Origin of the sequence: Flavobacterium swingsii, from assembly GCF_900111965.1 — a bacterium.
Classification (GTDB): domain Bacteria; phylum Bacteroidota; class Bacteroidia; order Flavobacteriales; family Flavobacteriaceae; genus Flavobacterium; species Flavobacterium swingsii.
Window position 1 is genome coordinate 78,671 of the sequence record NZ_FOJT01000006.1, and the last position, 22,791, is coordinate 101,461.

Annotated in this window: 20 protein-coding genes and 3 tRNA genes; 12 read left to right on the forward strand and 11 right to left on the reverse strand. The window is 33.0% G+C overall.

What is annotated here, in order from left to right:
* Positions 1–12: 12 nt before the first annotated feature.
* Positions 13–1,108, reverse strand: a protein-coding gene (gene prfB, locus BM053_RS11040) for a peptide chain release factor 2 (RefSeq protein ID WP_143076481.1) whose coding sequence is annotated in 2 segments (ribosomal slippage) — positions 13–1,044 and positions 1,046–1,108 — 1,095 coding nt in all. Because the reading frame shifts where the segments join, the coding sequence is not laid out codon by codon here.
* Between the two features lie 162 nt (positions 1,109–1,270).
* Between prfB and BM053_RS11045 the strand changes: the two genes are divergently transcribed.
* Positions 1,271–2,296 carry a threonine aldolase family protein gene (locus tag BM053_RS11045; protein ID WP_091477390.1) on the forward strand — a complete coding sequence of 342 codons (1,026 nt, stop codon included), beginning with the start codon at positions 1,271–1,273 and terminating at the stop codon, positions 2,294–2,296.
* Positions 2,297–2,395: 99 nt separating this feature from the next.
* Complete coding sequence (locus BM053_RS11050) at positions 2,396–2,950, forward strand: hypothetical protein (RefSeq protein WP_091477392.1); 555 nt, start codon at positions 2,396–2,398, stop codon at positions 2,948–2,950.
* Between the two features lie 234 nt (positions 2,951–3,184).
* Here the strand turns inward: BM053_RS11050 and BM053_RS11055 are convergent, their stop codons facing one another.
* Positions 3,185–3,505: a YbaB/EbfC family nucleoid-associated protein gene (locus BM053_RS11055; protein WP_091477394.1), complete on the reverse strand. Its 321-nt coding sequence runs from the start codon at positions 3,503–3,505 to the stop codon at positions 3,185–3,187.
* Between the two features lie 165 nt (positions 3,506–3,670).
* Here BM053_RS11055 and recJ point away from each other — a divergent pair, with 165 nt between their 5' ends.
* From recJ to BM053_RS11070, 3 genes are read left to right on the forward strand one after another with little or no spacing between them, the layout of a single operon-like run.
* Complete coding sequence (gene recJ / locus BM053_RS11060; protein ID WP_091477395.1) at positions 3,671–5,389, forward strand: single-stranded-DNA-specific exonuclease RecJ; 1,719 nt, start codon at positions 3,671–3,673, stop codon at positions 5,387–5,389.
* 4 nt (positions 5,390–5,393) lie between these two features.
* Positions 5,394–5,573, forward strand: coding sequence for a hypothetical protein (locus tag BM053_RS11065; protein ID WP_091477397.1), 180 nt, complete (start codon positions 5,394–5,396; stop codon positions 5,571–5,573).
* Positions 5,573–6,130: a Smr/MutS family protein gene (locus tag BM053_RS11070; RefSeq protein WP_091477399.1), complete on the forward strand. Its 558-nt coding sequence runs from the start codon at positions 5,573–5,575 to the stop codon at positions 6,128–6,130. Before BM053_RS11065 ends, BM053_RS11070 begins: the two co-directional genes overlap by 1 nt.
* Here BM053_RS11070 and BM053_RS11075 read toward each other — a convergent pair.
* Positions 6,125–7,069 carry a hypothetical protein gene (locus BM053_RS11075; RefSeq protein WP_091477400.1) on the reverse strand — a complete coding sequence of 315 codons (945 nt, stop codon included), beginning with the start codon at positions 7,067–7,069 and terminating at the stop codon, positions 6,125–6,127. The two genes, BM053_RS11070 and BM053_RS11075, sit on opposite strands and share 6 nt — an antisense overlap.
* Before the next feature lie 125 nt (positions 7,070–7,194).
* Here BM053_RS11075 and BM053_RS11080 point away from each other — a divergent pair, with 125 nt between their 5' ends.
* The 3 genes from BM053_RS11080 to BM053_RS11090 all read left to right on the forward strand — a co-directional run bounded on the left by BM053_RS11080 (position 7,195) and on the right by BM053_RS11090 (position 10,730).
* Positions 7,195–8,490: a sugar MFS transporter gene (locus tag BM053_RS11080; RefSeq protein ID WP_091477402.1), complete on the forward strand. Its 1,296-nt coding sequence runs from the start codon at positions 7,195–7,197 to the stop codon at positions 8,488–8,490.
* Between the two features lie 87 nt (positions 8,491–8,577).
* Positions 8,578–9,837, forward strand: coding sequence for a TPR end-of-group domain-containing protein (locus tag BM053_RS11085; protein WP_091477404.1), 1,260 nt, complete (start codon positions 8,578–8,580; stop codon positions 9,835–9,837).
* Between the two features lie 5 nt (positions 9,838–9,842).
* On the forward strand, positions 9,843–10,730 hold the full coding sequence (locus BM053_RS11090; RefSeq protein WP_091477406.1) for an EamA family transporter: 888 nt from the start codon (positions 9,843–9,845) through the stop codon (positions 10,728–10,730).
* Positions 10,731–10,754: 24 nt separating this feature from the next.
* Here the strand turns inward: BM053_RS11090 and BM053_RS11095 are convergent, their stop codons facing one another.
* A complete protein-coding gene (locus BM053_RS11095; RefSeq protein WP_091477407.1) occupies positions 10,755–12,170 on the reverse strand; it encodes a DUF6056 family protein in 1,416 nt (471 codons plus the stop codon).
* A 203-nt stretch (positions 12,171–12,373) separates the two neighbouring features.
* Between BM053_RS11095 and dnaK the strand changes: the two genes are divergently transcribed.
* Positions 12,374–14,254: a molecular chaperone DnaK gene (dnaK, locus tag BM053_RS11100; RefSeq protein ID WP_091477409.1), complete on the forward strand. Its 1,881-nt coding sequence runs from the start codon at positions 12,374–12,376 to the stop codon at positions 14,252–14,254.
* A 132-nt stretch (positions 14,255–14,386) separates the two neighbouring features.
* Here dnaK and BM053_RS11105 read toward each other — a convergent pair whose 3' ends face one another.
* From BM053_RS11105 to BM053_RS11115, 3 genes are all read right to left on the reverse strand, one after another.
* Entirely contained in the window at positions 14,387–14,803 is a 417-nt protein-coding gene (locus BM053_RS11105) for a thiol-disulfide oxidoreductase DCC family protein (protein ID WP_091477411.1), read from the reverse strand.
* An 18-nt stretch (positions 14,804–14,821) separates the two neighbouring features.
* The gene (locus BM053_RS11110) at positions 14,822–15,583 is read right to left on the reverse strand and encodes a C40 family peptidase (RefSeq protein WP_091477413.1); all 762 of its coding nucleotides are present in this window, start codon (positions 15,581–15,583) and stop codon (positions 14,822–14,824) included.
* A gap of 78 nt (positions 15,584–15,661) precedes the next feature.
* On the reverse strand, positions 15,662–16,837 hold the full coding sequence (locus BM053_RS11115; protein WP_091477414.1) for an acetyl-CoA C-acyltransferase: 1,176 nt from the start codon (positions 16,835–16,837) through the stop codon (positions 15,662–15,664).
* Between the two features lie 255 nt (positions 16,838–17,092).
* Between BM053_RS11115 and BM053_RS11120 the strand changes: the two genes are divergently transcribed.
* The 3 genes from BM053_RS11120 (at position 17,093) to BM053_RS11130 (ending at position 17,375) form a co-directional block, all read left to right on the forward strand.
* A tRNA-Ser gene (locus tag BM053_RS11120) sits at positions 17,093–17,179 on the forward strand.
* A gap of 13 nt (positions 17,180–17,192) precedes the next feature.
* Positions 17,193–17,267: transfer RNA gene (locus BM053_RS11125), tRNA-Pro, on the forward strand.
* A gap of 34 nt (positions 17,268–17,301) precedes the next feature.
* Positions 17,302–17,375, forward strand: a tRNA-Arg gene (locus tag BM053_RS11130).
* A gap of 52 nt (positions 17,376–17,427) precedes the next feature.
* On the opposite strand, the gene BM053_RS11135 is transcribed toward BM053_RS11130, so the two are convergent.
* The 4 genes from BM053_RS11135 to BM053_RS11150 form a co-directional block, all read right to left on the reverse strand.
* Positions 17,428–18,963: a YifB family Mg chelatase-like AAA ATPase gene (locus tag BM053_RS11135; protein WP_091477416.1), complete on the reverse strand. Its 1,536-nt coding sequence runs from the start codon at positions 18,961–18,963 to the stop codon at positions 17,428–17,430.
* Positions 18,964–19,100: 137 nt separating this feature from the next.
* Positions 19,101–19,643, reverse strand: coding sequence for a hypothetical protein (locus BM053_RS11140; RefSeq protein WP_091477417.1), 543 nt, complete (start codon positions 19,641–19,643; stop codon positions 19,101–19,103).
* Positions 19,644–19,812: 169 nt separating this feature from the next.
* Positions 19,813–20,820, reverse strand: a complete 1,008-nt coding sequence (locus tag BM053_RS11145; protein ID WP_091477419.1) for an STM3941 family protein — start codon at positions 20,818–20,820, stop codon at positions 19,813–19,815.
* Between the two features lie 87 nt (positions 20,821–20,907).
* On the reverse strand, positions 20,908–22,695 hold the full coding sequence (locus BM053_RS11150; protein ID WP_091477421.1) for an ABC transporter ATP-binding protein: 1,788 nt from the start codon (positions 22,693–22,695) through the stop codon (positions 20,908–20,910).
* Positions 22,696–22,791 lie beyond the last annotated feature (96 nt).

The window sequence follows — 22,791 nt, forward strand, 5'->3', positions numbered from 1 at the left end:
TATAAACTTAAATTACTCTTCTTTTTGTCCCATTTTCATTAAATATGCTTTCAGAAAAGCATCAATGTTTCCATTCATTACGCCGTCTACATCGCTAGTTTCATGACCAGTTCGCACATCTTTCACTAACTTGTAAGGTTGCATGACATAATTTCTAATTTGAGAACCCCATTCTATTTTCATTTTTCCGGCTTCAATATCGTTGCGTTGCTCTTGCTGTTTTTTGAGTTCAATTTCATACAATTGCGAACGTAACATTTGCATCGCTCGATTCCTATTATCGTGTTGTGAACGTGTTTCGGAACACTGAATCTGAATTCCCGTCGGTTTGTGTGTCAATTGTACTTTAGTTTCCACCTTGTTCACATTTTGACCACCAGCACCACTAGAACGAGCCGTTATGATTTCAATATCAGCAGGATTTATCTCAATTTCAATCGTATCATCAACCAGCGGATACACATAAACCGAAGCAAACGAAGTATGACGCTTGGCATTGCTATCAAAAGGGGAAATTCGCACCAATCTATGCACGCCGTTTTCACCTTTCAGATAACCAAAAGAATAATCGCCTTCAATTTCTAAAGTCACCGTTTTAATTCCTGCCGCATCACCTTTCTGAAAATTCAGTTCTTTTATCTTATAACCTTGATTTTCGGCCCACATCATATACATACGCATAAGCATTTCGGCCCAATCGCAGCTTTCAGTACCACCAGCACCAGCAGTAATTTGCAAAACAGCACTTAGAGAATCGCCTTCGTCCGAAAGCATATTTTTAAACTCAATTCCTTCAATATGCGTATTGGTAACCTCATATTGCTGGTCTAATTCTTGTTCAGAAAGTTCTCCTTCTTTATAAAAATCATAGGCCAATTGCAATTCGTCGGCCATTTCGACCGCTTTGTTGTAATCTTCGACCCATTTTTTCTTCGAACGGAGATTTTTTACGATTATTTCGGCTGCTTTTGCGTTGTTCCAAAAATCGGGGGCAAAAGTTTTTTCTTCCTCGTTTGTAATTTCTATTAGTTTCGCATCAACGTCAAAGATACCTCCTCAACGCACCAAGACGCTCCACAATACCTTTTATTTGTTCGGTATTTGTCATAAAATTGTTTAGTTTTGTAATAGTTATTTGAAGCTATTCCCGCTATCCGTTCTAATCTTTTGCTTTCTAAAGAAAAAAGCAAAAGGATTTCCACTACTATCGGGGCTAGAAAAGGACAGTAATCTATAATTAAGCATCAAAAATAAGAATTTTACCCGAAGTATGGAAATAAATTTAGTTAGCGACACCGTAACCAAGCCTACTCAAGAAATGTTAAACGCTATGTTTACTGCAAAAGTAGGCGATGATGTGTACAAACAAGACCCAACAGTTAACGCCTTAGAAGAAAAAGTAGCAGCAATGTTTGGTATGGAAAGTGCCTTGTTTTTCCCGTCAGGAACTATGGCAAACCAAACGGCAATCAAGTTACATACAAATCCTGGAGAGCAAGTAATTTGCGACAAATACTCGCATATTTACCATTACGAAGGCGGCGGGGCATCTTTTAACAGTGGTGTTTCCTGTAATCTTGTCGATGGAAATCGAGGTATGATTACTGCCGATTTAGTAAAAAATGCGATAAACGATCCAGAATTTTATCATGCACCACTTACGAGTTTAGTAAGTATCGAAAATACAACAAATAAAGGTGGTGGCGCTTGTTATGACCTGCAACCACTTCGAGAAATAAAGCAAGTTTGTTTAGATAATAATTTAAAATACCATCTTGACGGTGCCAGATTATGGAATGCTTTGGTTGCTAAAAAACAATCACCAACACAATTCGGAGAATTATTTGATTCCATTTCGGTTTGTTTGTCTAAAGGATTGGGTGCGCCAATAGGTTCAGTTTTGGTATCTGATGCAAAAACTATTCACAGAGCATTACGAATTCGTAAAATTTTTGGTGGCGGTATGCGACAAGCAGGTTATTTAGCTGCTGCAGGAATTTACGCTTTAGACAATCATATAGAACGTCTGGCAGAAGACCATCGCCGAGCAAGAGAAATCGCGCAAGTTTTGCAAACTTTACCTTGGATAGCGCAAATAGAACCTGTAGAAACTAATATTCTAATATTTTCTATCCAACCTTATCTAAACGAAAAAATAATTACCGAAAAATTCAAAGAAAAAGGAATTTATATCAGCTCTATGGGGCAAGGAAAGCTGCGAATTGTGACGCATTTAGATTATCGTCAAGTGATGCATGAGTATGTTTTGGAAACACTTTTAAAATTGAGAATGTAAGATTATAAATTAATAATTTATGCGAATCCAAACGTTAGTAGACATTACCGAGCAGAGCCACAAAACTATTAAAGTGGCAAATATTTAAAGAAATGAATAATGCCACATATTTATAGAATTGATAGTAGAATTAATATAGTAAGGAAACTTATTGAACCTTTTCAGCTACAGTTAAATGAAATTGTAGAATCTGTTAAAATCCAAGGCAATGAATACTGGGATATGCTATATGCTGATGACGCAGAGCATTTTGTAGGCACGGTCTTTATCATTTTACAAAACTACATTAATAGTAGTATATCTGATTTATATCCAGAATTAGAAAAAATACATTTAAAATATTTAATCGGCACAAAAATAGAGAATACACAATCAACAAAAATTCAACTCATAGTTTCTATTGCTAATTATTATAAACATCGAGATTTACCATCTGTATTGCATAAATACACTTCAAATACTTTAAATGATTTAGGTATTGAGTATAAATATTTTTATGATGAGCAAAATGATAAATATTTTCACGAAGTTGGTTCTAATTCACCTGTATTTACAGGATTTACAAAATTATCTGACTCTTGGAACTTCAATGACGTGATAGATGCAGTCTCCTTATGGCGTGAAAATATGTGGGAGATTGAAGAAAATAAGTAACGTTTACTAACACACGCTACAAGCAATTTGGGTATTAGGCTTAATCTGAAACTGGTTTTGTATTTGGAAGATTTGGCAAATCCGAATAATGGGCTTAATTTAGTCCCAAACTGCGTGTAGCGCGGGGACGTTGAATCTATAATTTTTAGTTTACAACACAAACCTGACAGGTTTCAAAAACCTGTCAGGTCTAAATTATCAACGTTTTTATAAACCTTATAAAATCCGTATTTTTTATTTAAACATATCTTCCATACCAGGAATCATAGGCATATCTACTTTTGTAACTGCGTCAAGTTCGGTTAGGTTTACTCTTGTCGCTTTTTCGATAGCTTTGTTTATTACCGTAACAAGATAATCTTCTAATTGTTCTTTGTCTTCAAGTAAAGCATCGCTAACAGAGATGTTTTTTATCGTATTATTTGCAGTTATAGTTACTTTAAGTAATCCGTCAGTACTTTGTTCGTCAATAAGAACGGTGTCTAAACGTTTTTTCGTGTCTTCTATTCTTTGTTGGGTTTCTTTCATTTTGCCCATCATTGCCATTAAATCCATCTGTAATATATTTTTAATTGAATGCAAATTTAATAATTAAAAGTCAGAGATTCACTGATTTTTAAGTTTAATAAAATTGATAATTTTTTACTTTTTTTGACCATAAATTATTCGATGTTTTACGCTAAATTTGTTTTTCTATATAATTTATAATCCGAAATAACTATGCGTTGGACAATCAAGCCAAAACCTTCAGAAGATAAAATCAAACATTTGGCGCAAGCCTTAAATATTGAAGATTTTGTAGCTTCATTGCTAATCCAACGCGGAATAGAAACTTACGACCAAGCCAAAACATTTTTTCGTCCCAGTTTAGATGATTTGCACAATCCGTATTTGATGAAAGATATGGATAAAGCTGTCGAAAGAATTGAAAAAGCGATTGCAAACAAGGAAAATATAATGGTTTTTGGCGATTACGATGTCGATGGAACAACCGCAGTTTCGTTGGTTTCCTCTTACTTAAAATCCTATTATAAAAACGTAGCAACTTATATTCCTGACCGTTACGACGAAGGTTACGGGATTTCGTATAAAGGAATCGATTATGCAGATGATAACGAAATCACACTTATTATTGCCTTAGATTGTGGAATAAAATCGATAGAACATGTGGCTTATGCCAAAGAAAAAAATATCGATTTTATTATTTGTGACCACCATCGTCCAGGAGTATTTTTGCCTGAAGCTGTTGCCGTTTTAGACCCAAAACGAGATGATTGCACTTATCCTTACGACGAACTTTGTGGTTGTGGAGTTGGTTTTAAATTGATACAAGCTTTAGGTCAAAATCGAAACCAAACGATAGAAGATTTTATTCCATATTTAGATTTGGTAGCTACTGCAATTGCTGCCGATATTGTTCCTATGACAGGTGAAAATAGAGTTTTAGCAAAATTTGGATTGGAAGTCATCAATACAAATCCGCGTCCAGGAATTCAGGCTTTAATTACTTCGTCTGTTCGACCTTCGGTCTCGGGTCAGAATTTAAAAAAGAAAGTACTCACGATTACCGATGTAGTTTTTATCATTGCACCAAGAATAAATGCCGCAGGACGAATAAAACATGGTAATTATGCAGTCGAATTATTAACAGAATTCGATTTGCCACAAGCAGAAGAATTTGCTTCACAAATAGAAATTTTTAACGCCGACAGAAAAGATTTAGACAAACAAATTACCGTTGAAGCTTTACAGCAAATAGAAAATAATAAAGAAGAAAATAACTTTACAACTGTTGTTTACCAAGAAGATTGGCACAAAGGAGTTATCGGAATTGTCGCTTCAAGATTGATAGAAACACATTATAAACCAACGATTGTTTTTACAAAAAGTGGTCATAAATTAGCAGCTTCAGCACGTTCTGTTAAGGATTTTGATATTTATAATGCTTTAGAATCTAGTGCGGAATATCTAGAACAATTTGGCGGACACATGTATGCTGCAGGAATGACTTTGAAAGAAGAAAATTACGAAGCTTTCAAAAATAAATTTGAAGAAGTTGTTAAGGATAGTATTCATCCAGATTTGCTTATTCCTGAAATTTCTATTGATGCCGAAATTAATTTATCAGCTATAAATGAAAAATTAGTTAGAATTTTAAAACAATTTGAACCATTTGGTCCACAAAATATGACACCTGTTTTTGTTTCAAAAAGCATAAACGATACAGGTTACGCAAAAACATTGGGTAAAGAAGAAGAACATTTGCGATTGTTTGTAAAACAAGATAATAGCGAAGGTTTTGCCGCGATTGGTTTTAATTTATCACAAAAAATGGATTGTTTATCTAACAAAAAAACATTTGATGCAGTATATTGTATCGATGAAAACGAATGGAATGGAAACGTAACTTTGCAACTGAGATTAAGAGATATAAACTAAAAAAATGAAAGTAAAAAACATATATATCATACTAATGATTCTAATTGCAATCGCTTTATTTTGGAATCAGAATACTGTAAAACCAAACCTTTGGATGAAAATTATAGGAATAGTTGTATTCTTTTTTGGTATGATGAAGTTAAGTGCAAAAACGCCGAGTAAAAATCAAGATAACGAAGAATAATGTTTGCAAAAGGAGATAATATTTCGGTTTTAGACGATGCTATAAATGGTGTTGTTCTTAAAGTGAATGGAAAAATAGTAACGATTGAAACCGAAGATGGTTTTGAACTCGATTATAACGAAAAAGAACTTATTTTGATAGAATCTTCAAGCGATTTGATGCATAATATTTCTAAAACTAATTTTACATCAGTAGCAAAAGAAAAGGAAATTCCCAAACCAAGAAGTTTTGTAAAAGAGAAAAAATCTAAAAAAGAAGAATTTGTTCTCGAGATAGATTTGCATATCGAAAAACTGGTTTCCAACAAACGAGGAATGAGTAATTATGACATTCTAAACATTCAAACTGAAACGGTAAAACGACAAATGGATTTTGCACTCCGCAACCGAATTCCCAAAGTAGTTTTTATACATGGAGTAGGTGAAGGCGTGCTAAAATCGGAACTCGATTTTTTGTTAGGTCGTTACGAAAACATTACTTTCCAAGATGCAAATTACCAGAAATATGGTGTTGGCGCAACGGAAGTTTATTTTATTCAGAAGAAGAATAGTTTATAAAGTCGTTATATATTCACCAAAAACAAAATCATCACTTGTTGGATAAATATATGTTAGAATCCCTTTCTTGAAAGTTGTTTTGTATAAAGTAATGGTGTGTTTAAAATGTGTTGCATCAATAGCAACTGTTTCCACTCTAATTTCGCCACTTGTTCCAGCCACACCATTTTCAGCAATCCATTCTTCGGTAAGTGTTGGAGTAGAAGGTGTAATGGCAGCACAAAAGAAATTCGTATTTAAACTACCGTTATAAACTCTATAAACGACTTTGTTTGTCGTATTATTTATCAATGCAGTTCTAGGCGAACCAACTGAAGTTACGGCGTTAGTGAACAATGAAGCATCTACATCTAATAACAAAGCATTATTGTTATTGTATTTAAATATTAAATTATTTCCACTACAGTTTTGTGTTGTAGCGAGAGAATAATCAAAATTTAAGTTCACAATTTCGGTTCTATAACTTCCAAAAGTGTACGAATCGTAAACTATTTGTTTGTCTGGCGTTACAAATGTTATGTTTTTAAAAACAATATTGTGATTGTAAGCAACGGCAATTCCGTTAGTATCTAAAATTTTGGTTGTCGTAATTTCGGCAGTTCCACCAGTTACTGTCCATTGTTCTAGAACAGGAATTGTTGGTGTATCGCAAATATTAGTTGTAGATGTTGTTGTTGCAAATTTTCTGTAAATTAACGATGTGCTACCACCAATAGCTACAATTCTAGGTGTGTTTGCAGCAGTTTCGGTATTTGGAAAATTGGTTTCTGGAGTATTGAAAATTAAAGCTTCTACATCATTAATTTTATATAAAACATTCGAATTACTACATTTTTGTACCGATGCGTTTTCAAAAACAAAATTTTCGGTAATTAAATCACCGTCATCGCAACCTGTTAATAATAAAACACTTATAAATATAGTTAGGAAATATTTCATTGTCATAAATTTTAAACAAAAATAATATTTTTAATTACTAATGAAAGCTTTATTCTTCGATTTAAGAAAAATTAAACAATATTGCTATATTTGAAGAAACTAAATCAAACTAAATTTCATTATTTATGACTTCTGAAACAAACAAAACAACAAAGCCACTTGTAATTATTGTCGCTTTATTTTTCATCTTCGGGTTTGTAACATGGGCAAACGGTACTTTGATTCCATTTTTCAAACTGTCTTTTGGTTTATCTAATACGCAAGCTTTTTTCGTCACTTTTGCTTCTTATATTGCTTATTTCTTTTTAGCATTACCGTCTTCATGGATTTTAAAGAAAACGGGATTTAAAAACGGAATTATAGTTGGTTTATTGATATTAGGCTTGGGTTCTTTAGTTTTTATTCCCGCAGCAGAAACTCGTTCTTTTCCGCTATTTTTAGCAGGTATTTTTATACAAGGAGCTGCTTTAGCCTTATTGCAAACAGCGGCAAATCCGTATCTAATAATTATTGGTCCAATAGAAAGTGCTGCAAAAAGAATCAGTATTGCTGGTATTTGCAACAAATTTGCGGGTATGATTGTTCCTATAATTATGGGTTCGTTATTTTTGAAAAATGCTGCTGAAATCGAAAAAAAGATTGCCGATGCAACCGGAATTGAAAAAGAAAATATATTAGCCGATGTTTTATCAAGAGTAAACACACCATATATCGTTTTGGCTATCATTTTTTGTGCTTTTGCTCTATTGATAAAATACACTCATTTACCAGAAGTTGAGGTTGAAGAAGATATTATTGATGAAACCAAAGGTGAAGTGATTAAACACAAATCGATCTTTCAATTTCCACATTTATTTTTAGGTGCATTTTGTATTTTCGTTTATGTTGCTGCCGAAGTTATGGCTGGAGATATTATTGGAGTGTACGGAAAAGCGTTAGGAATTGCTCCGGATACGGCTAAATACTTAACTTCTTTGACTTTGTTTAGTATGTTAGTAGGTTATGTGGTGGGGATTTTCACTATTCCAAAATACATTTCTCAACAAAAAGCATTGCGTATTTGTGCGATTTTAGGAATCGTATTTTGCACTTTGGCTTTTTTAACGGCAAGTTCTCAATTGTCCGTTATTTTTATTGCTTTATTGGGATTATCAAACTCATTAATGTGGCCAGCAATATTCCCGCTAGGAATTAATCATTTAGGAAAATTCACCAAAACTGGTTCTGCAATTATGATTATGGGTATTGCAGGTGGTGCTATTTGGCCTTTAATTTATGGTTATTTAAGCGATTTGCCATCTCATGGCGGATTAGGAGTTCCGTTTCATATTGCCTTTTATATTGCTATACTTCCTTGTTATTTGTATATTTTGTTTTTTGCAATAAAAGGACATAAAATTGGTGTCGAACACAAATTTTAATTGATTAAGAAAACTCTTAAATATATATTAATAAAAAAAATCGGAGGAAAGTAATTTGTTACTTTTACTTCGATTTTTTTATTTACTATGAAGCACTTTTATTTAAAACTAATATTATTTTGTTTGTTTTTTAATTTTTCTTTTGCGCAATCCCAAAAGGAAACATACAATCAAAGCGTTCAAGCATATCAGAATAAAAATTTTGTTCAGTTTCTGCAACTGACGCAAAAACTAGACAGTTTACGACCTTCACACCCAACTTATACTTATAATTTAGCTTGTGCTTTTGCTTTAAACGGAAAAACTGACGAAGCTATTTCTGTCCTAGAAAAATGTCTTTTAATGAATAATAAGATTGATTTTGAATCAGAAAATGATTTAGCATCAATTAAAAACTCAGAAAGATATCAGAAATTAATATCATTAAAAACAGAATTAGGAACCTTAGTTTCAACATCAAATAAAGTAGTTTCATTATCAGAAAAAACTTTGCATCCAGAAGGATTATTGTATTTGAACAAAAATAAAATTTGGTTAGTAACGAGTATTCGAAACCGCAAAATTGTTTCTTTTGATGCAAAAACTGGAAAATGTATCGATTGGTTTACGGATAAAGATTTGCTTTCTGTTTTTGCTATAAAAGCTGATAAAAATGAAAAAATAGTATGGGTTGCAGCTTCGTCTATTCCAGAAATGAAAGGCTATAATAAAAACTTGGAAGGAAAATCGGAAGTTCTAAAAATTGATATTAAAACAAAGAAAGTTTTGCAACGTTTTCCATTACAGGGAAATCACGTTTTAGGTGATTTGGTTGTGGCAAAAAATGGAGATGTATATGTTTCAGATAGTGGTGAATCCAATATTTACAAAATAGTAAAAGACAAGATGTCACTTTGGTTAGATTTGAAAAAAGAAGCGTTCAACTTGCAAGGATTAACATTCAATGAGGACGAATCTCAATTATTTATTGCCGATTATTTGAAAGGAATTTTAAAAATACCGATGCAAAATCCGAAAGACAGAAATTGGTTAATTTTTTCAAAGCAAACCACTGTCAAAGGAATTGATGGATTACTTTGGCATAAAAACTCATTATTAGCTATTCATAACGGAGTAAAACCAATCAGAATAATTCAATATTTTTTAAACCAAAATAATGAAATAATAGCTTCTGAAATTTTAGATAATAACCGACCAGAATTTGATGAACCTGCAAATGCAACCATATCTGATGGTAAGTTGTATTTCTTCGCCAATTCACCATGGAAAGGCTATGACAAGAATTTTGAACTAGATGAAACTAAGTTCGATTACCCAACGTTATATAGCAATCCCTTAACTAAATAAGAAAAATGCAAATCAATAAATATTACTTATCGGCATTATCATCTTTTGTTATTTGGGGATTTTTTAGTTTGGCACTAAAACCATTACACAATTATCCGTCATTGGATATCTTGTTTTACAGGGTTTTTTATGCGACGGGATTATTGCTAATCATCAATCTTTTGTTGAGAAAAGAAAAGCTAAAAACCGATTGGCAATCATTCGTTACTTTAGAAAAAAAGGAGAAGATAAAAACATTGTCACTAACCATTCTTGGTGGGTTTTTACTCATTTTTAATTGGTTTCTGTTTATGTATGCCGTCAATCATGTTAGTTTGAAATCGGCTTCATTTGCGTATTTAATTTGTCCTATTATAACTACAATTTTAGCCTATTTTATTCTGAAAGAGAAGTTGAGTAAATGGCAGTGGTTTTCGGTGTTTTTGTGTGTAATTAGTTGCGGAATACTTTCGTATGGAGAGATAACAGAATTAATTTACAGCTTAGTTATTGCCATTTCTTTCGCCTTATACTTAATAAGTCAACGAAAAAACAATAAGTTCGATCGATTTGTAGTATTGACAGTCCAGATGGTTATTGCCTCATTAGTTATAGCACCATTTTTCCCTTTTTACAGCGGAGAAACTCCTACAGAACCAATATTTTATATACTCATGATTGTAATTGTAGTATTATTTACAATTATTCCGTTATTTTTGAATTTGTTTGCTCTGAAAGGTATGAATTCTTCGGCAGTTGGGATTTTAATGTACACCAATCCCATGATAAATTTCTTGTTGGCTATTTTTTATTTTAAAGAAGAAATTACAAATATTCAAATTATCTCGTATTCTTTGATTTTGATTTCGGTTATTATATTTAATGAAAAATTTTTCAAATTTAAAAAAAACTAAATCTAAATAAATCATCACACTTTTTTATTCCTTAACAATAATCTTTTTTATCTTAAAATACTTTTCGTGACCATTTTTCACAAAATCGGAATCATTATTAGTGTCACTTATTTTGAAATCACTAAAATAATAACAAGGACTTTGAAGTTGGGGATTAATTAGTTTTATTTCTACAATTTTACCTCTTGAATTTTTAAGAATTTGTTCTCGTTTTGAAATTTCTTGCTTTAGAGTATTTCCTTTTTTTAAATTAAAGATTGTAAAAATTAAAACAGTACAAAAAATAAATGAAAATAAATAGATGTACAAATTACTTTGATTTTTATGAATTGTTTCTTTGGATTTATCTGCTTTTAAAATAGATGTAATTATGAATATTTCGAAAAAGAAAATAAAATAAATAGTTGTTCTGTAGGAAGCCATTATCGGCATAATTATAAATGGAGTTGTGGTACTTATAGCAATAAGTAACCATTTGTAATCATTTAAAAAACAGGATAATTTTTCCTTTGTATTGGGTATATAAAAACGAATTTTAGATTGGTAACTATTGTTTGGATAAACTAGAAAATAAATTCCAAAAGCGGCTAAAATACCAATAAAAAATAGTACAAAAGATCTTTTTAAATAGGATAAAAGAACCCATATAAAACCTTTGGTAATTGAAAATAGGGTAATCGAGTCTTTTAATTCTGGTATCGAATTTAATCGAGCTAAATTACCTGGTGCAACCAATATAATAGTTATTCCAATAATTAAAGAGAATAATACTGCTATACTAAATAAATAATTGTCTTTTTTATCGGTTAAAAAAATTAATATTAAATCTATAATTACCAGTGTTATTAATCCAATAGATAAATTTTGTGTAGAATCACCAACAATAATAGAGAAAATAATAAACAAAAGTAAATGCTGTTTTTTGATTTTGATTTTTTTTAATCGTAAATAAAGTAATAGCCAAATAGCGCCAAGAAGCAAGTCAAACGAATAAAATCCTCCAGTTGCCCAATAAATTGTTTCAGAAATATGCGTGTAAGAACCTATCCACAGTGTTACACAGGTGATAATAGACATTAAAACCTTCAATTTAAAACTTAATTCTCTAATGTTTAGTTCCTCAATCACAATATAAAAAATAATACTTCCACTACTTAGGAAACAAAAACTCCAAAGTAAAGTAATGTATTCAACTTGAATATATTTAAGACAAAACGCTTGAAGAAAACCTCCAATAGTTAGAATACGACCATCCCATTTATAATATCCCTCAATACAATTTTCAAGTATACCTTTATCATTTAAAGCATTCATAAAAATATAATCATCGGCCGAATAAAATGTATTTATACACAATAATAATATTAAAAAGACTGTCAAAAAACCGAATATTAATAATAAATTCAGATATTCTTTTTGATACTTGAAGTTGATAAACATAAAATATTAATTTTTTCAAATGTATAATAAATATTAGTATAACCTTTATTTTTTTGCACACTTAATGACACCTTGTCATATCATTTTGCGCCAATTACTTATAAAACTGACAATTATATAGCTACTTTTTTATTGGCACAAAACTTGACTATAGCAACTCAAGTTATAAAAAACGAATTACTCAATAATTAAATATAATAAAAATGGGAAAGATTATCGGAATCGATTTAGGTACAACCAACTCTTGTGTATCTGTAATGGAAGGACAAGAAGCAGTAGTAATTCCTAATGCTGAAGGTAAAAGAACAACACCATCTATCATTGCGTTTGTAGAAGGTGGAGAAATTAAAGTAGGAGATCCTGCCAAAAGACAAGCGGTTACAAACCCAACTAAAACGATTGCATCTATCAAACGTTTTATGGGACACTCTTTTGGTGAAATCACTGAAGAAGCAAAAAGAGTACCTTATTCAGTTGTAAAAGGTGACAACAATACGCCTCGTGTAGATATTGATGGTCGTTTATATACTGCTCAAGAATTGTCAGCTATGACGCTTCAAAAAATGAAAAAAACAGCTGAAGACTATTTAGGTCAAACAGTTACAGAAGCAGTTATTACTGTTCCTGCTTACTTTAACGATGCACAACGTCAAGCGACTAAAGAAGCTGGAGAAATTGCAGGTCTTAAAGTAATGAGAATTATAAATGAGCCTACTGCTGCGGCATTAGCTTACGGATTAGACAAAAAAGGTGTTGACCAAAAAATCGCAGTTTACGATTTAGGTGGAGGTACTTTTGATATCTCTGTTCTTGAATTAGGAGACGGAGTTTTCGAAGTATTGTCAACAGATGGAGATACTCACTTAGGTGGAGATGATTTTGACCACGAAATTATTGACTGGTTAGCTGACGAATTTAAAGCTGAAGAAGGAATTGACTTACGTCTTGACCCAATGTCATTACAAAGAATTAAAGAAGCTGCTGAAAAAGCTAAAATCGAGTTGTCATCTTCTGCTGAAACAGAAATCAACTTGCCTTACGTTACAGCTACGGCTTCTGGACCAAAACACTTAGTTAAAAAATTAACTAGAGCTAAATTTGAGCAATTAACTGACGCATTAGTAAAACGTTCTATGGCACCAGTTGCTAAAGCGTTGAAAAATGCAGGTTTATCTGTTTCTGATATTGACGAAGTTATCTTAGTAGGAGGTTCTACTCGTATTCCAAGAATCGTTGAAGAAGTTGAAAAATTCTTTGGTAAAAAAGCATCAAAAGGAGTAAATCCTGATGAGGTTGTAGCTATCGGAGCAGCTATTCAAGGTGGAGTTCTTTCTGGAGATGTAAAAGATGTATTGTTATTAGACGTTACACCTTTATCTTTAGGTATCGAAACTATGGGTGGTGTTATGACAATCTTAATCGAATCTAACACAACTATTCCAACTAAAAAATCACAAATATTCTCTACTGCTGCAGATTCTCAACCAACTGTTGAACTTCACGTTCTTCAAGGTGCAAGAGCTATGGCTGTTGATAACAAAACTATTGGTCGTTTCAACTTAGACGGTATTCCACCAGCACCAAGAGGTGTTCCACAAATTGAAGTAACTTTTGATATTGATGCTAATGGTATCATCAAAGTTTCTGCAACTGACAAAGGAACTGGAAAATCTCACGATATTCGTATCGAAGCTTCTTCTGGATTAACTTCTGAAGAAATCGAAAGAATGAAAAAAGACGCTGAAGCTAACGCTGGAGCTGACAAAATCGCTAGAGAAAGAGTTGAAAAAATCAATGAAGCTGACAGTTTAATTTTCCAAACTGAAACTCAATTGAAAGAATTGGCAGATAAAATTACTGACGAGCACAAAACTGCAATCGAATATGCATTGACAGAATTGAGAATGGCTCACCAATCTCAAGACCTAGAAGCGATTCAAAAAGGATTAGACAATGTAAATGCAGCTTGGAAAACAGCTACAGAAGCAATGTACGCTCAAGGAGAACAAGGTCAACAAGCACAGCCACAAGCTGAAGCGCAAGGAGACGATGTTCAAGATGTAGAATTTGAAGAAGTAAAATAATTCTTTTTTAGATAAAAGAAAAACCGAGTCAGAAATGGCTCGGTTTTTTTGTTTTTATGAATGTAGGTTTTATTAAAATAAGTCAACTTAAATAACCTTATATGTCTTAAATGGTTAAAAACTAATTTGTTTTTATTCTAAAAATTTTGATTTTAATTCAGGAGTAGGAATCATGCAAGATTCATTTTTTCCATACCATTTATATCGATTTTTAGCAATATAATCATAAAAAACATCTCGTATTCCTGATGGAATAATCCTGAAAATAGTAGCGTAAGTAAAAATTCCACCAAGACATTTTGCAATTTCTAATGCGGCAGTAGATTTGTAGTAATAGACTTTTCCGGGTTTATAAAAAATAACACTATCTACATTTTTTTCGGAAATTCCAATATGTTTTATAATTTTTTGCCCTAATTCGGATTGGATAGGGACAAATCTAAACTTATCTTTCTTGTCATGTTTTATGACATACTGAACGGACGAATTGCATAAATTGCAAACACCGTCAAAGAGGATTATTTTTTTCTTATTTGGTATTCCTTCCATAAATTATTTATTTACTATTTAAATAATTTTCTTAATAACTCTTAGTTTGTGTGTGTGCTTGTTTACTTCGGCATTATAAATCCCAAGATGATCTAGTCTGTCAATACGGACTTTTCCACTGGCGTGAATGATATAATTATCGTCCATAATTATGCCAACATGTATAATATTTCCCTCATCATTGTCAAAAAAAGCCAAATCACCAGGTTCACTTTCTTCGATAAAACTTAACGCTTCCCCTTGACTTGATTGTTGCGATGCATCACGAAATAATTTGTAACCATTTAACTTATAAACCATTTGTGTAAATCCAGAACAATCAATCCCAAAAGGCGTTTTTCCGCCCCATAAATACGGTGCATTCATGTACATAAAAGCAGTATTTATAAGGTTTGATTTTGGTTTTACACCACTTATTTTTAGTCCTTCAAAAGAAAAATTCTCGGTGTTTATCGATTCGTAATTCAAGAAAGATAATGAAGCTCCAAGCGGAATAGGTATTAATAAATTTTTAGGAGAAGTAATGTATTCAATCAAATCAGAGTTTAAAACAATACAATCTTTCGATAATTGTTCAAATTGCTCTTCTGTAATTGTTGCAAACTGTTTGTTGTCTATCCAGCCTTCATAATCATCAAAAAACAAACGGATTTTAGCCCATTTTTGAGTTTTTTCTAAAACAGTAAAATGTTCGCCAAACAAAACCTGCGAAACCAATTCACTTCGGTCGTTAGGCTCTATTCGTAAAGGGATATTGGCTAAATTACAAATTCCAAACATTCAGTTATAATTGATAATTAACAATTGATAATTAAAGATTCAATTATCAATTGTTAATTTTTTTTAATTGTTAATTAGTTACGCTCTTTCAATCACAATTGCTGAAGCGCCACCACCACCATTACAAATAGCAGCCGCACCAATCTTAGCATTGTTTTGCTCTAAAACGTTTATCAAAGTAACGATTATTCTAGCTCCAGAACATCCAAGAGGATGGCCTAAAGAAACCGCTCCACCATTTACATTAATTTTATTATTATCTAAGCCAAGAATTTGAGCATTTGCTAATCCTACTACTGAAAAAGCTTCGTTAAATTCGAAGAAATCTACATCAGAAGTTGATAAACCAGCTTTCTTCAAAGCGATTGGTAATGCTTTTGCAGGAGCAGTTGTAAACCATTTTGGTTCTTGTGCTGCATCTGAATATCCTTTTATGTAAGCTAAAGGCTTTAATCCCATTGCTAATGCTTTTTCTTCACTCATTAATACCATTGCTGCAGCTCCGTCATTTATAGTTGAAGCATTTGCCGCAGTAACTGTTCCGTCTTTAGTAAAAACAGCGTTTAGAGTTGGAATTCTGTCTAATTTTACATTAGTATATTCTTCGTCTTTAGAAACTACGATTGGATCACCTTTTCTTTGCGGAATACTAACAGGAACAATTTCGTTATCAAATTTCCCAGCATCCCAAGCTTTTGAAGAACGCTCGTAAGATTGAATTGCAAAGTTATCTTGGTCTTCTCTAGAAATTTTATATTCTGTAGCGCATAAATCAGCAAAGACACCCATCGCTTGTTGATCATAAGCATCAACCAATCCGTCTTTTTGCATACCATCTGCAAAAGAGGTTGGTCCAAATTTAACACCATTTCTTAAATGAACATAATGCGGAATCAAACTCATGTTTTCCATACCACCAGCTACAACGATTTCAGCGTCACCACACATAATTGCTTGTGCACCTAACATAACCGATTTCATTCCAGAAGCACATACTTTATTTACAGTTGTACAAGCTACTTCGTTAGATAAACCAGCGAAAATAGCCGCTTGTCTTGCAGGAGCTTGTCCAACACCAGCTTGTACTACGTTACCCATATACACTTCATTTACTAAAGCTGGATCAAGATTTATTTTGTTTAATGCACCTTTGATGGCAATTGCGCCTAATTGTGGCGCAGGAACGCTAGATAATGCTCCCATAAAACTTCCAATAGGAGTACGAACTGCTGATACTATAACTACTTTTTTCATTTTTGAAATATTCTTAAATTACAGTTGCGAATTTACTAATTTTAAAAAGATTTTATACTTCTTAATAAGTTTTTTTTAAATTTGAGACTTATTTAATTTTAAATAAGTCTCTTGGTTTTACTGTATAATGTTGATTATTAAATGTTTTAAATTTTTAAAATAAATAAAATAAAAATAAATAAACAAAAAGTTGGTAATATTCGTTTGATACCCTACATTTGCAACCGCTTAAAAGAAAGAATTTAATTCTTTATTGGAGAGTTGCCTGAGTGGCCGAAAGGACTTGTTTGCTAAACAAGCGTATGGGAAACTGTACCAAGGGTTCGAATCCCTTACTCTCCGCTTTTTTTGCTTTCGGGGTGTAGCGTAGCCCGGTTATCGCGCCTGCTTTGGGAGCAGGAGGCCGCAGGTTCGAATCCTGCCACCCCGACAACTTTTGGTTGTCACCAGAATAATTTTTTTAAGGTTGCGTAGCTCAGCTGGATAGAGCAACTCACTTCTAATGAGTAGGTCCCAGGTTCGAATCCTGGCGCGATCACAAAAAGCCTCGATATTTATCGAGGCTTTTTTATTTTTAATAATTTGAAATTTTATCCCAACCAACCATCTCTGTCTAGGCTTCGATATTGAATTGCTTCTGCAATATGGGTTGAGTTTACTTTATCTGTAGCTTCTAAATCGGCAATAGTTCTAGATACTTTTAGAATTCTGTCAAACGCACGAGCCGAAAGATTAAGTCTTTCCATTGCAGTTTTTAGTAACTGTAACGAAGCTTCATCTAGAGCACAATGTTCTCTAATTTGTTTGGTATTCATCTGTGCGTTGTAATGAATATTGTCAAAAAGCTCGAATCTTTCCGTTTGAATTTCACGAGCGGCAGTAACACGTTTTCTAATTTCGACACTGCTTTCTCCGTTTCTTTTTTCGGTCAATTTATCGAAAGGAACAGGAGTCACTTCTATATGAATATCTATTCTATCTAATAAAGGTCCAGAAATTTTACTCAGGTATCGATTCATTTCATGTGGTGAAGAAGTATTTGGAGAATCGGGATCGTTAAAAAATCCGCTCGGACTAGGATTCATACTGGCTACCAACATAAATGATGATGGATAGGTTATGGTAAACTTCGCTCTCGAAATAGTAACTTCTCTATCCTCAAGCGGTTGACGCATGACTTCTAAAACTTCTCGTTTAAATTCGGGTAATTCATCAAGAAACAAAACACCATTGTGTGCCAACGAAATTTCTCCGGGTTGTGGATAACTTCCGCCACCAACAAGAGCAACAGAAGAAGCAGTATGATGGGGACTTCTAAACGGACGTTGGTTCATGAGTCCAACATCTTTTACTTTTCCTGCAACACTGTGTATTTTGGTAGTTTCTAATGCTTCTTTAAGCGTCATTGGAGGTAAAATACTTGGTAATCGTTTGGCAATCATTGTTTTTCCAGAACCTGGAGGTCCAATTAGAATAATATTGTGTCCGCCAGCAGCAGCAATTTCCATGCAACGTTTGATGCTTTCTTGTCCACGAACTTCCGAAAAATCGAATTCGGGGAAATCTAATGTCTTATAAAATTCGTCACGAGTATTGATGACGGTTGGTTCTAGCGTTCCTTTTCCTTCAAAAAAATCGATGACTTCGAGTACATTTTCTACGCCATATACATCAAGACCAGCTACGATTGCGGCTTCTTTTACATTTTGTTTGGGTAGAAAAAAACCTTTAAAACCTTCTTCTTTTGCTTTTATGGCAATGGGTAAAACTCCTTTTATGGGTTGTAAACTTCCATCGAGCGACAATTCGCCCATGATAATATATTTGTCAACTTCTTCCGATTTGATTTGCCCTGAAGCGGCAAGAATTCCTATAGCCAATGTCAAATCGTAGGCTGAACCTTCTTTTCGTAAATCGGCAGGAGCCATATTTATCGTAATTTTCTTAACAGGAAGATTGTAACCGTTATTTTTTAGAGCAGCAGCAATGCGGTAGCTACTTTCTTTGATGGCATTATCGGGTAACCCAACTAGGTGGTATCCGACACCTTTATCTATATTTACTTCGACGGTTATGGTTGTGGCTTCTACTCCGAAAACGGCACTTCCAAATACTTTTACTAACATGGCGTATAATTTTATATTTTCAAATATAGTTAAAAAAAATATTTGTTTTAATGGGTTTAGCTTTTAAAAAAAGTAGAAGAAATTGGATTTATTAATGTTCCGTCGGCTTGTCGAGGTTTTTGGGATTAAATTAAGACTTATTTTTCTGTCAAATACTCAAATAATTGTTGAGTTGTCCCCAAAGTAAATTCTTTTGCACATAATAAAATATCCGCATCTTTAAAACCAAAAAGTCCTTGAAGTAATGGTATTGGGGTTTTTACGTCTGCCCCGATGTCAATACCATATTTTGTAACTAGTATAGTCATATATTCAAACTCAAAGTTGATGCTATATTGTTTTCCAATACTTTTATAAACTGTTGAGCATTTTGAGCATGTGTAAACTAAGTCAGCATTATAGTCACCGATAACATTATCTGTAATACGTTCTGTTAATTTTAAAAATCCTATTTCGTTGGAACAGGCAGAAGAAACTAAATAATTTGTGTCTGCACAAAACACTGGTCCAGCTTTATAGTTGTCGTGTTGAAAGCTAATAAAGTGTCTAAACCTGGGATAATGACAAGGGCAAGAATCTTTGAGCATTTCAGTTAAAGCATTTCTTAGTGTTTTACTAAGCTCATTTGTCGATTCAACGGTTAGCTGTCTGCGAGGAATATTTTTGTCAGAAACGCTCATAGTCTATTTGTATTTTGTCTGCCGTATTGGTTATAACGTTCCCGCGCTACACGCAGGCTGGGATTAAAAATACGTAATCATTCGGTTAAAACTAATTTTTCAGATACAAAACCATATTCAAATTTTGCCAAATCCCCAGCTTGCTTGTAGCGTGTGTTGGCGGTAGTATTTATCTCCATTCTCCATTGTTTTTGTCGTATTTCTTTCGTTTTCCAAATATCATTGTTGCTTCAATTTCATAATCATTGTCTAAAGGTTTATAGTCAATTTGTTCAATGAAAATACGCTCAATAATATTTGACTCTAATTTGCTTGTTATAGAGTTAATCTCAGTCGGGAATGAAGTGTTTTGTTTTTGAAACTCTTCGATTTCAATCGCTAATTTTTCTCCTACTTCTTCGGTAACATTGTCATAAATTTTCATTGTCCCGAAAAGCAAAACCATATTCAAAAAACCAAGCCAAGTCACTATTCCTGCATACTTTCTAATAATTGCATTATCTGGTTGCCAACGAGCTGTCAAAGCTGAAACACCCGAAACACCCATTACAACCAAAAACGCCACAAAACTTGAAAGTGTCAGTATTAAAATGATTAAAGAGATAAAAATATAAATAAGGATTTTCTGTAAGTCTGAAAGCGAGAAATTGGTTCTCTTTACTTTAAATGTCTTAATTGTCTTTCTCCGTTCATCAATGCTTTGTAGGCTTAGTTGGTTTATGAAATTGGTCAATTCAATTTCGTCAATGTTTATTTGTCCTAAATGCAGGTTGAGATTTTGTGCTCCAACAAATTTATTAATTTTTGCAGCCCACTTGTAGGGTTTCTTCTTAAAAACGAACGTGTCGTCTGTTACTAATGAAATAAACTTTTGTCCGTGAATGTCGAGGGGATAGGCTTCAATTATTTGTTCCCATTTTACTGCGGTTTGATTTGTTGTCCTGTCCCAAATACCTTTTTCTGTGATAAGAATTTGTGGTCTTTTGTCAAATGTCTGAAAAAGTCCGACTGGAATGCCAAGTCCAAAAAAACACGTACCAAACCATCCCATAATGTATTCGGTGCTTCCATAAGGATTGTCCATAATCATCCATATTCCAATTGCTACGAATGGTAGACACATACCGATAATTTTCAGTCCCTTTGTTGTCGTCTTATATAGTTTAATCTCTGTCATTATCTACTTCTCTTTCGTTACTGTCGGTTTTGTAATATTACCGCCAACTTAAAAATTAGTGCAATTTGTGTTAAATAATAAATATTTCTAAAAATCTCGGAACTGTAAATTACTTAAATTCTTATAAATTCCGTTTTCAATTTCGATGAGTTCTTTGTGAGTGCCTTGTTCGGCAATGATTCCGTTATCGAGAACCAAAATAGCATCTGCATTTCGAATGGTCGATAATCTGTGGGCAATAATAATACTGGTTCGTCCTTCCATTAGAGTTTCTAGTGCTTCTTGAACTAGTTTTTCGCTTTCGCTATCTAAAGAAGAAGTGGCTTCATCGAGAATTAAAATACTTGGATTTTTTAATAAAGCACGAGCAATGGCAATACGTTGGCGTTGTCCGCCAGATAATTTGATGCCTCGTTCGCCAACAATGGTTTCAAATTTTTCGGGAAATCCGTTCACAAAATTGAGTGCATTGGCTTGTTTGGCGGCAATCATAATCTCTTCTTCGGTAGCATCGGGTTTTCCGTAAGCGATATTTTCTCTGATGCTTCCGCCAAATAAAATGACATCTTGTGGTACAATACTCATATTGCCACGAAGATTTTGTAAATCGTAATCGTAAATATTTTTGTCATCTATAAGAATGGTTCCGCTTTCGATATCATAAAAACGGAGTAATAATGAGGATATTGTCGATTTTCCTGCACCACTTGGACCAACAATGGCTATTTTTTGACCAAAACTAGCTTTGAAACTAACATCTTTTAAAACCTGAATTTCTTTTCGAGAAGGATATGTAAAAGCTACATTTTGGAAAGTTACTTCGCCTTTTATTTTTTCTTTAATTGATGATTGAATTCCGCTTATTTTTTCTGGAGTTTCTTCTAACAATTCGAAAATTCTTTCGGTCGATCCAATGGCTTTTTGCAGTTGCGAATATAATTCGGCAATACCACCAAAAGATGCTCCGATAAATGCAGAATACAATACAAATGAAATTAATTGGCCCACATTTTTCATTTCACCAGAAATAGTTAAGGTAACACCGTACCAAACCACTGAAACCACTGCTCCAAAAAGACAAATGATGATAAATGAAGCGAAAAATCCACGATATTGTCCGCCTTTTATGGCAATTTTTACAATTTCGTTTATTTTATTTTTGTAGCGTTCTATTTCGTACCATTCGTTTGCAAAAGCTTTTACATTGGTTATTCCTTGCAGTGTTTCTTCAACAACGACTTGACTTTCGGCGATTTTATCTTGTGTTTTCTTTCCGTATTTTCTGATAAATCTTCCAAAAATAACTGCTGCAACAGCAACGATAGGAACGATAGACATCATCATTAAAGTTAACTTTGGACTGATGGTTGCCAAAATGATAAATCCTCCAATTATCAATATAAATTGACGTAAAAACTCGGCAATTGTACTGGTTAATGTATCTTGAAGTTGAGAAATATCGGCACTTAATCGGCTATTTAATTCACCAACACGCTTTTGAGAGTAAAAAGACATGGGTAATTTTATCAAATTTTTATACAATGCAAATCGCAAGTTTGCTAAAGTATTTTCGGTAAAATTGATGAATAATGACAATCTGAAAAATGAAAAACCAGATTGTAAAACTAAGATTCCGAACAAACCCAAAGCAATTTTATTGGCTTGAGCTAAGTCTTTGTTGGCAACACAATCGACCAACATTCCTAAAAATTTAGGAAATGCTAATGCCGTAATACTCGTTAGAAGCAAGAAAAATAAGCCTACATAAAATTTCCATTGATGATTTTCAGCATATTTGAAGATTAATTTTGCTTTGTTTAATGAACTTGCATTTATTTTTGATTTTGGTAAATCGTTTTCTACGAACCTCGCCATTTGCTTTTATTTTAATACAAAAATACTACAAATGATAGTTTCATAAATGGTTGTGATTTTAGTTTTTAGTTAAATTTAATATAAAAAAAACTCTGT

Excerpts from the sequence above, each read along its gene's own strand:
- BM053_RS11140 (WP_091477417.1), bottom strand. The coding sequence starts at position 19,643 with ATGAGCGTTTCTGACAAAAATATTCCTCGCAGACAGCTAACCGTTGAA.
- BM053_RS11045 (WP_091477390.1), top strand. The coding sequence starts at position 1,271 with ATGGAAATAAATTTAGTTAGCGACACCGTAACCAAGCCTACTCAAGAA.
- BM053_RS11135 (WP_091477416.1), bottom strand. The coding sequence starts at position 18,963 with ATGTTAGTAAAAGTATTTGGAAGTGCCGTTTTCGGAGTAGAAGCCACA.
- BM053_RS11150 (WP_091477421.1), bottom strand. The coding sequence starts at position 22,695 with ATGGCGAGGTTCGTAGAAAACGATTTACCAAAATCAAAAATAAATGCA.
- recJ (WP_091477395.1), top strand. The coding sequence starts at position 3,671 with ATGCGTTGGACAATCAAGCCAAAACCTTCAGAAGATAAAATCAAACAT.
- BM053_RS11080 (WP_091477402.1), top strand. The coding sequence starts at position 7,195 with ATGACTTCTGAAACAAACAAAACAACAAAGCCACTTGTAATTATTGTC.
- BM053_RS11095 (WP_091477407.1), bottom strand. The coding sequence starts at position 12,170 with ATGTTTATCAACTTCAAGTATCAAAAAGAATATCTGAATTTATTATTA.
- BM053_RS11090 (WP_091477406.1), top strand. The coding sequence starts at position 9,843 with ATGCAAATCAATAAATATTACTTATCGGCATTATCATCTTTTGTTATT.
- BM053_RS11075 (WP_091477400.1), bottom strand. The coding sequence starts at position 7,069 with ATGAAATATTTCCTAACTATATTTATAAGTGTTTTATTATTAACAGGT.
- BM053_RS11055 (WP_091477394.1), bottom strand. The coding sequence starts at position 3,505 with ATGGATTTAATGGCAATGATGGGCAAAATGAAAGAAACCCAACAAAGA.
- dnaK (WP_091477409.1), top strand. The coding sequence starts at position 12,374 with ATGGGAAAGATTATCGGAATCGATTTAGGTACAACCAACTCTTGTGTA.
- BM053_RS11115 (WP_091477414.1), bottom strand. The coding sequence starts at position 16,837 with ATGAAAAAAGTAGTTATAGTATCAGCAGTTCGTACTCCTATTGGAAGT.
- BM053_RS11070 (WP_091477399.1), top strand. The coding sequence starts at position 5,573 with ATGTTTGCAAAAGGAGATAATATTTCGGTTTTAGACGATGCTATAAAT.
- BM053_RS11065 (WP_091477397.1), top strand. The coding sequence starts at position 5,394 with ATGAAAGTAAAAAACATATATATCATACTAATGATTCTAATTGCAATC.
- BM053_RS11085 (WP_091477404.1), top strand. The coding sequence starts at position 8,578 with ATGAAGCACTTTTATTTAAAACTAATATTATTTTGTTTGTTTTTTAAT.
- BM053_RS11105 (WP_091477411.1), bottom strand. The coding sequence starts at position 14,803 with ATGGAAGGAATACCAAATAAGAAAAAAATAATCCTCTTTGACGGTGTT.
- BM053_RS11050 (WP_091477392.1), top strand. The coding sequence starts at position 2,396 with ATGCCACATATTTATAGAATTGATAGTAGAATTAATATAGTAAGGAAA.
- BM053_RS11145 (WP_091477419.1), bottom strand. The coding sequence starts at position 20,820 with ATGACAGAGATTAAACTATATAAGACGACAACAAAGGGACTGAAAATT.
- BM053_RS11110 (WP_091477413.1), bottom strand. The coding sequence starts at position 15,583 with ATGTTTGGAATTTGTAATTTAGCCAATATCCCTTTACGAATAGAGCCT.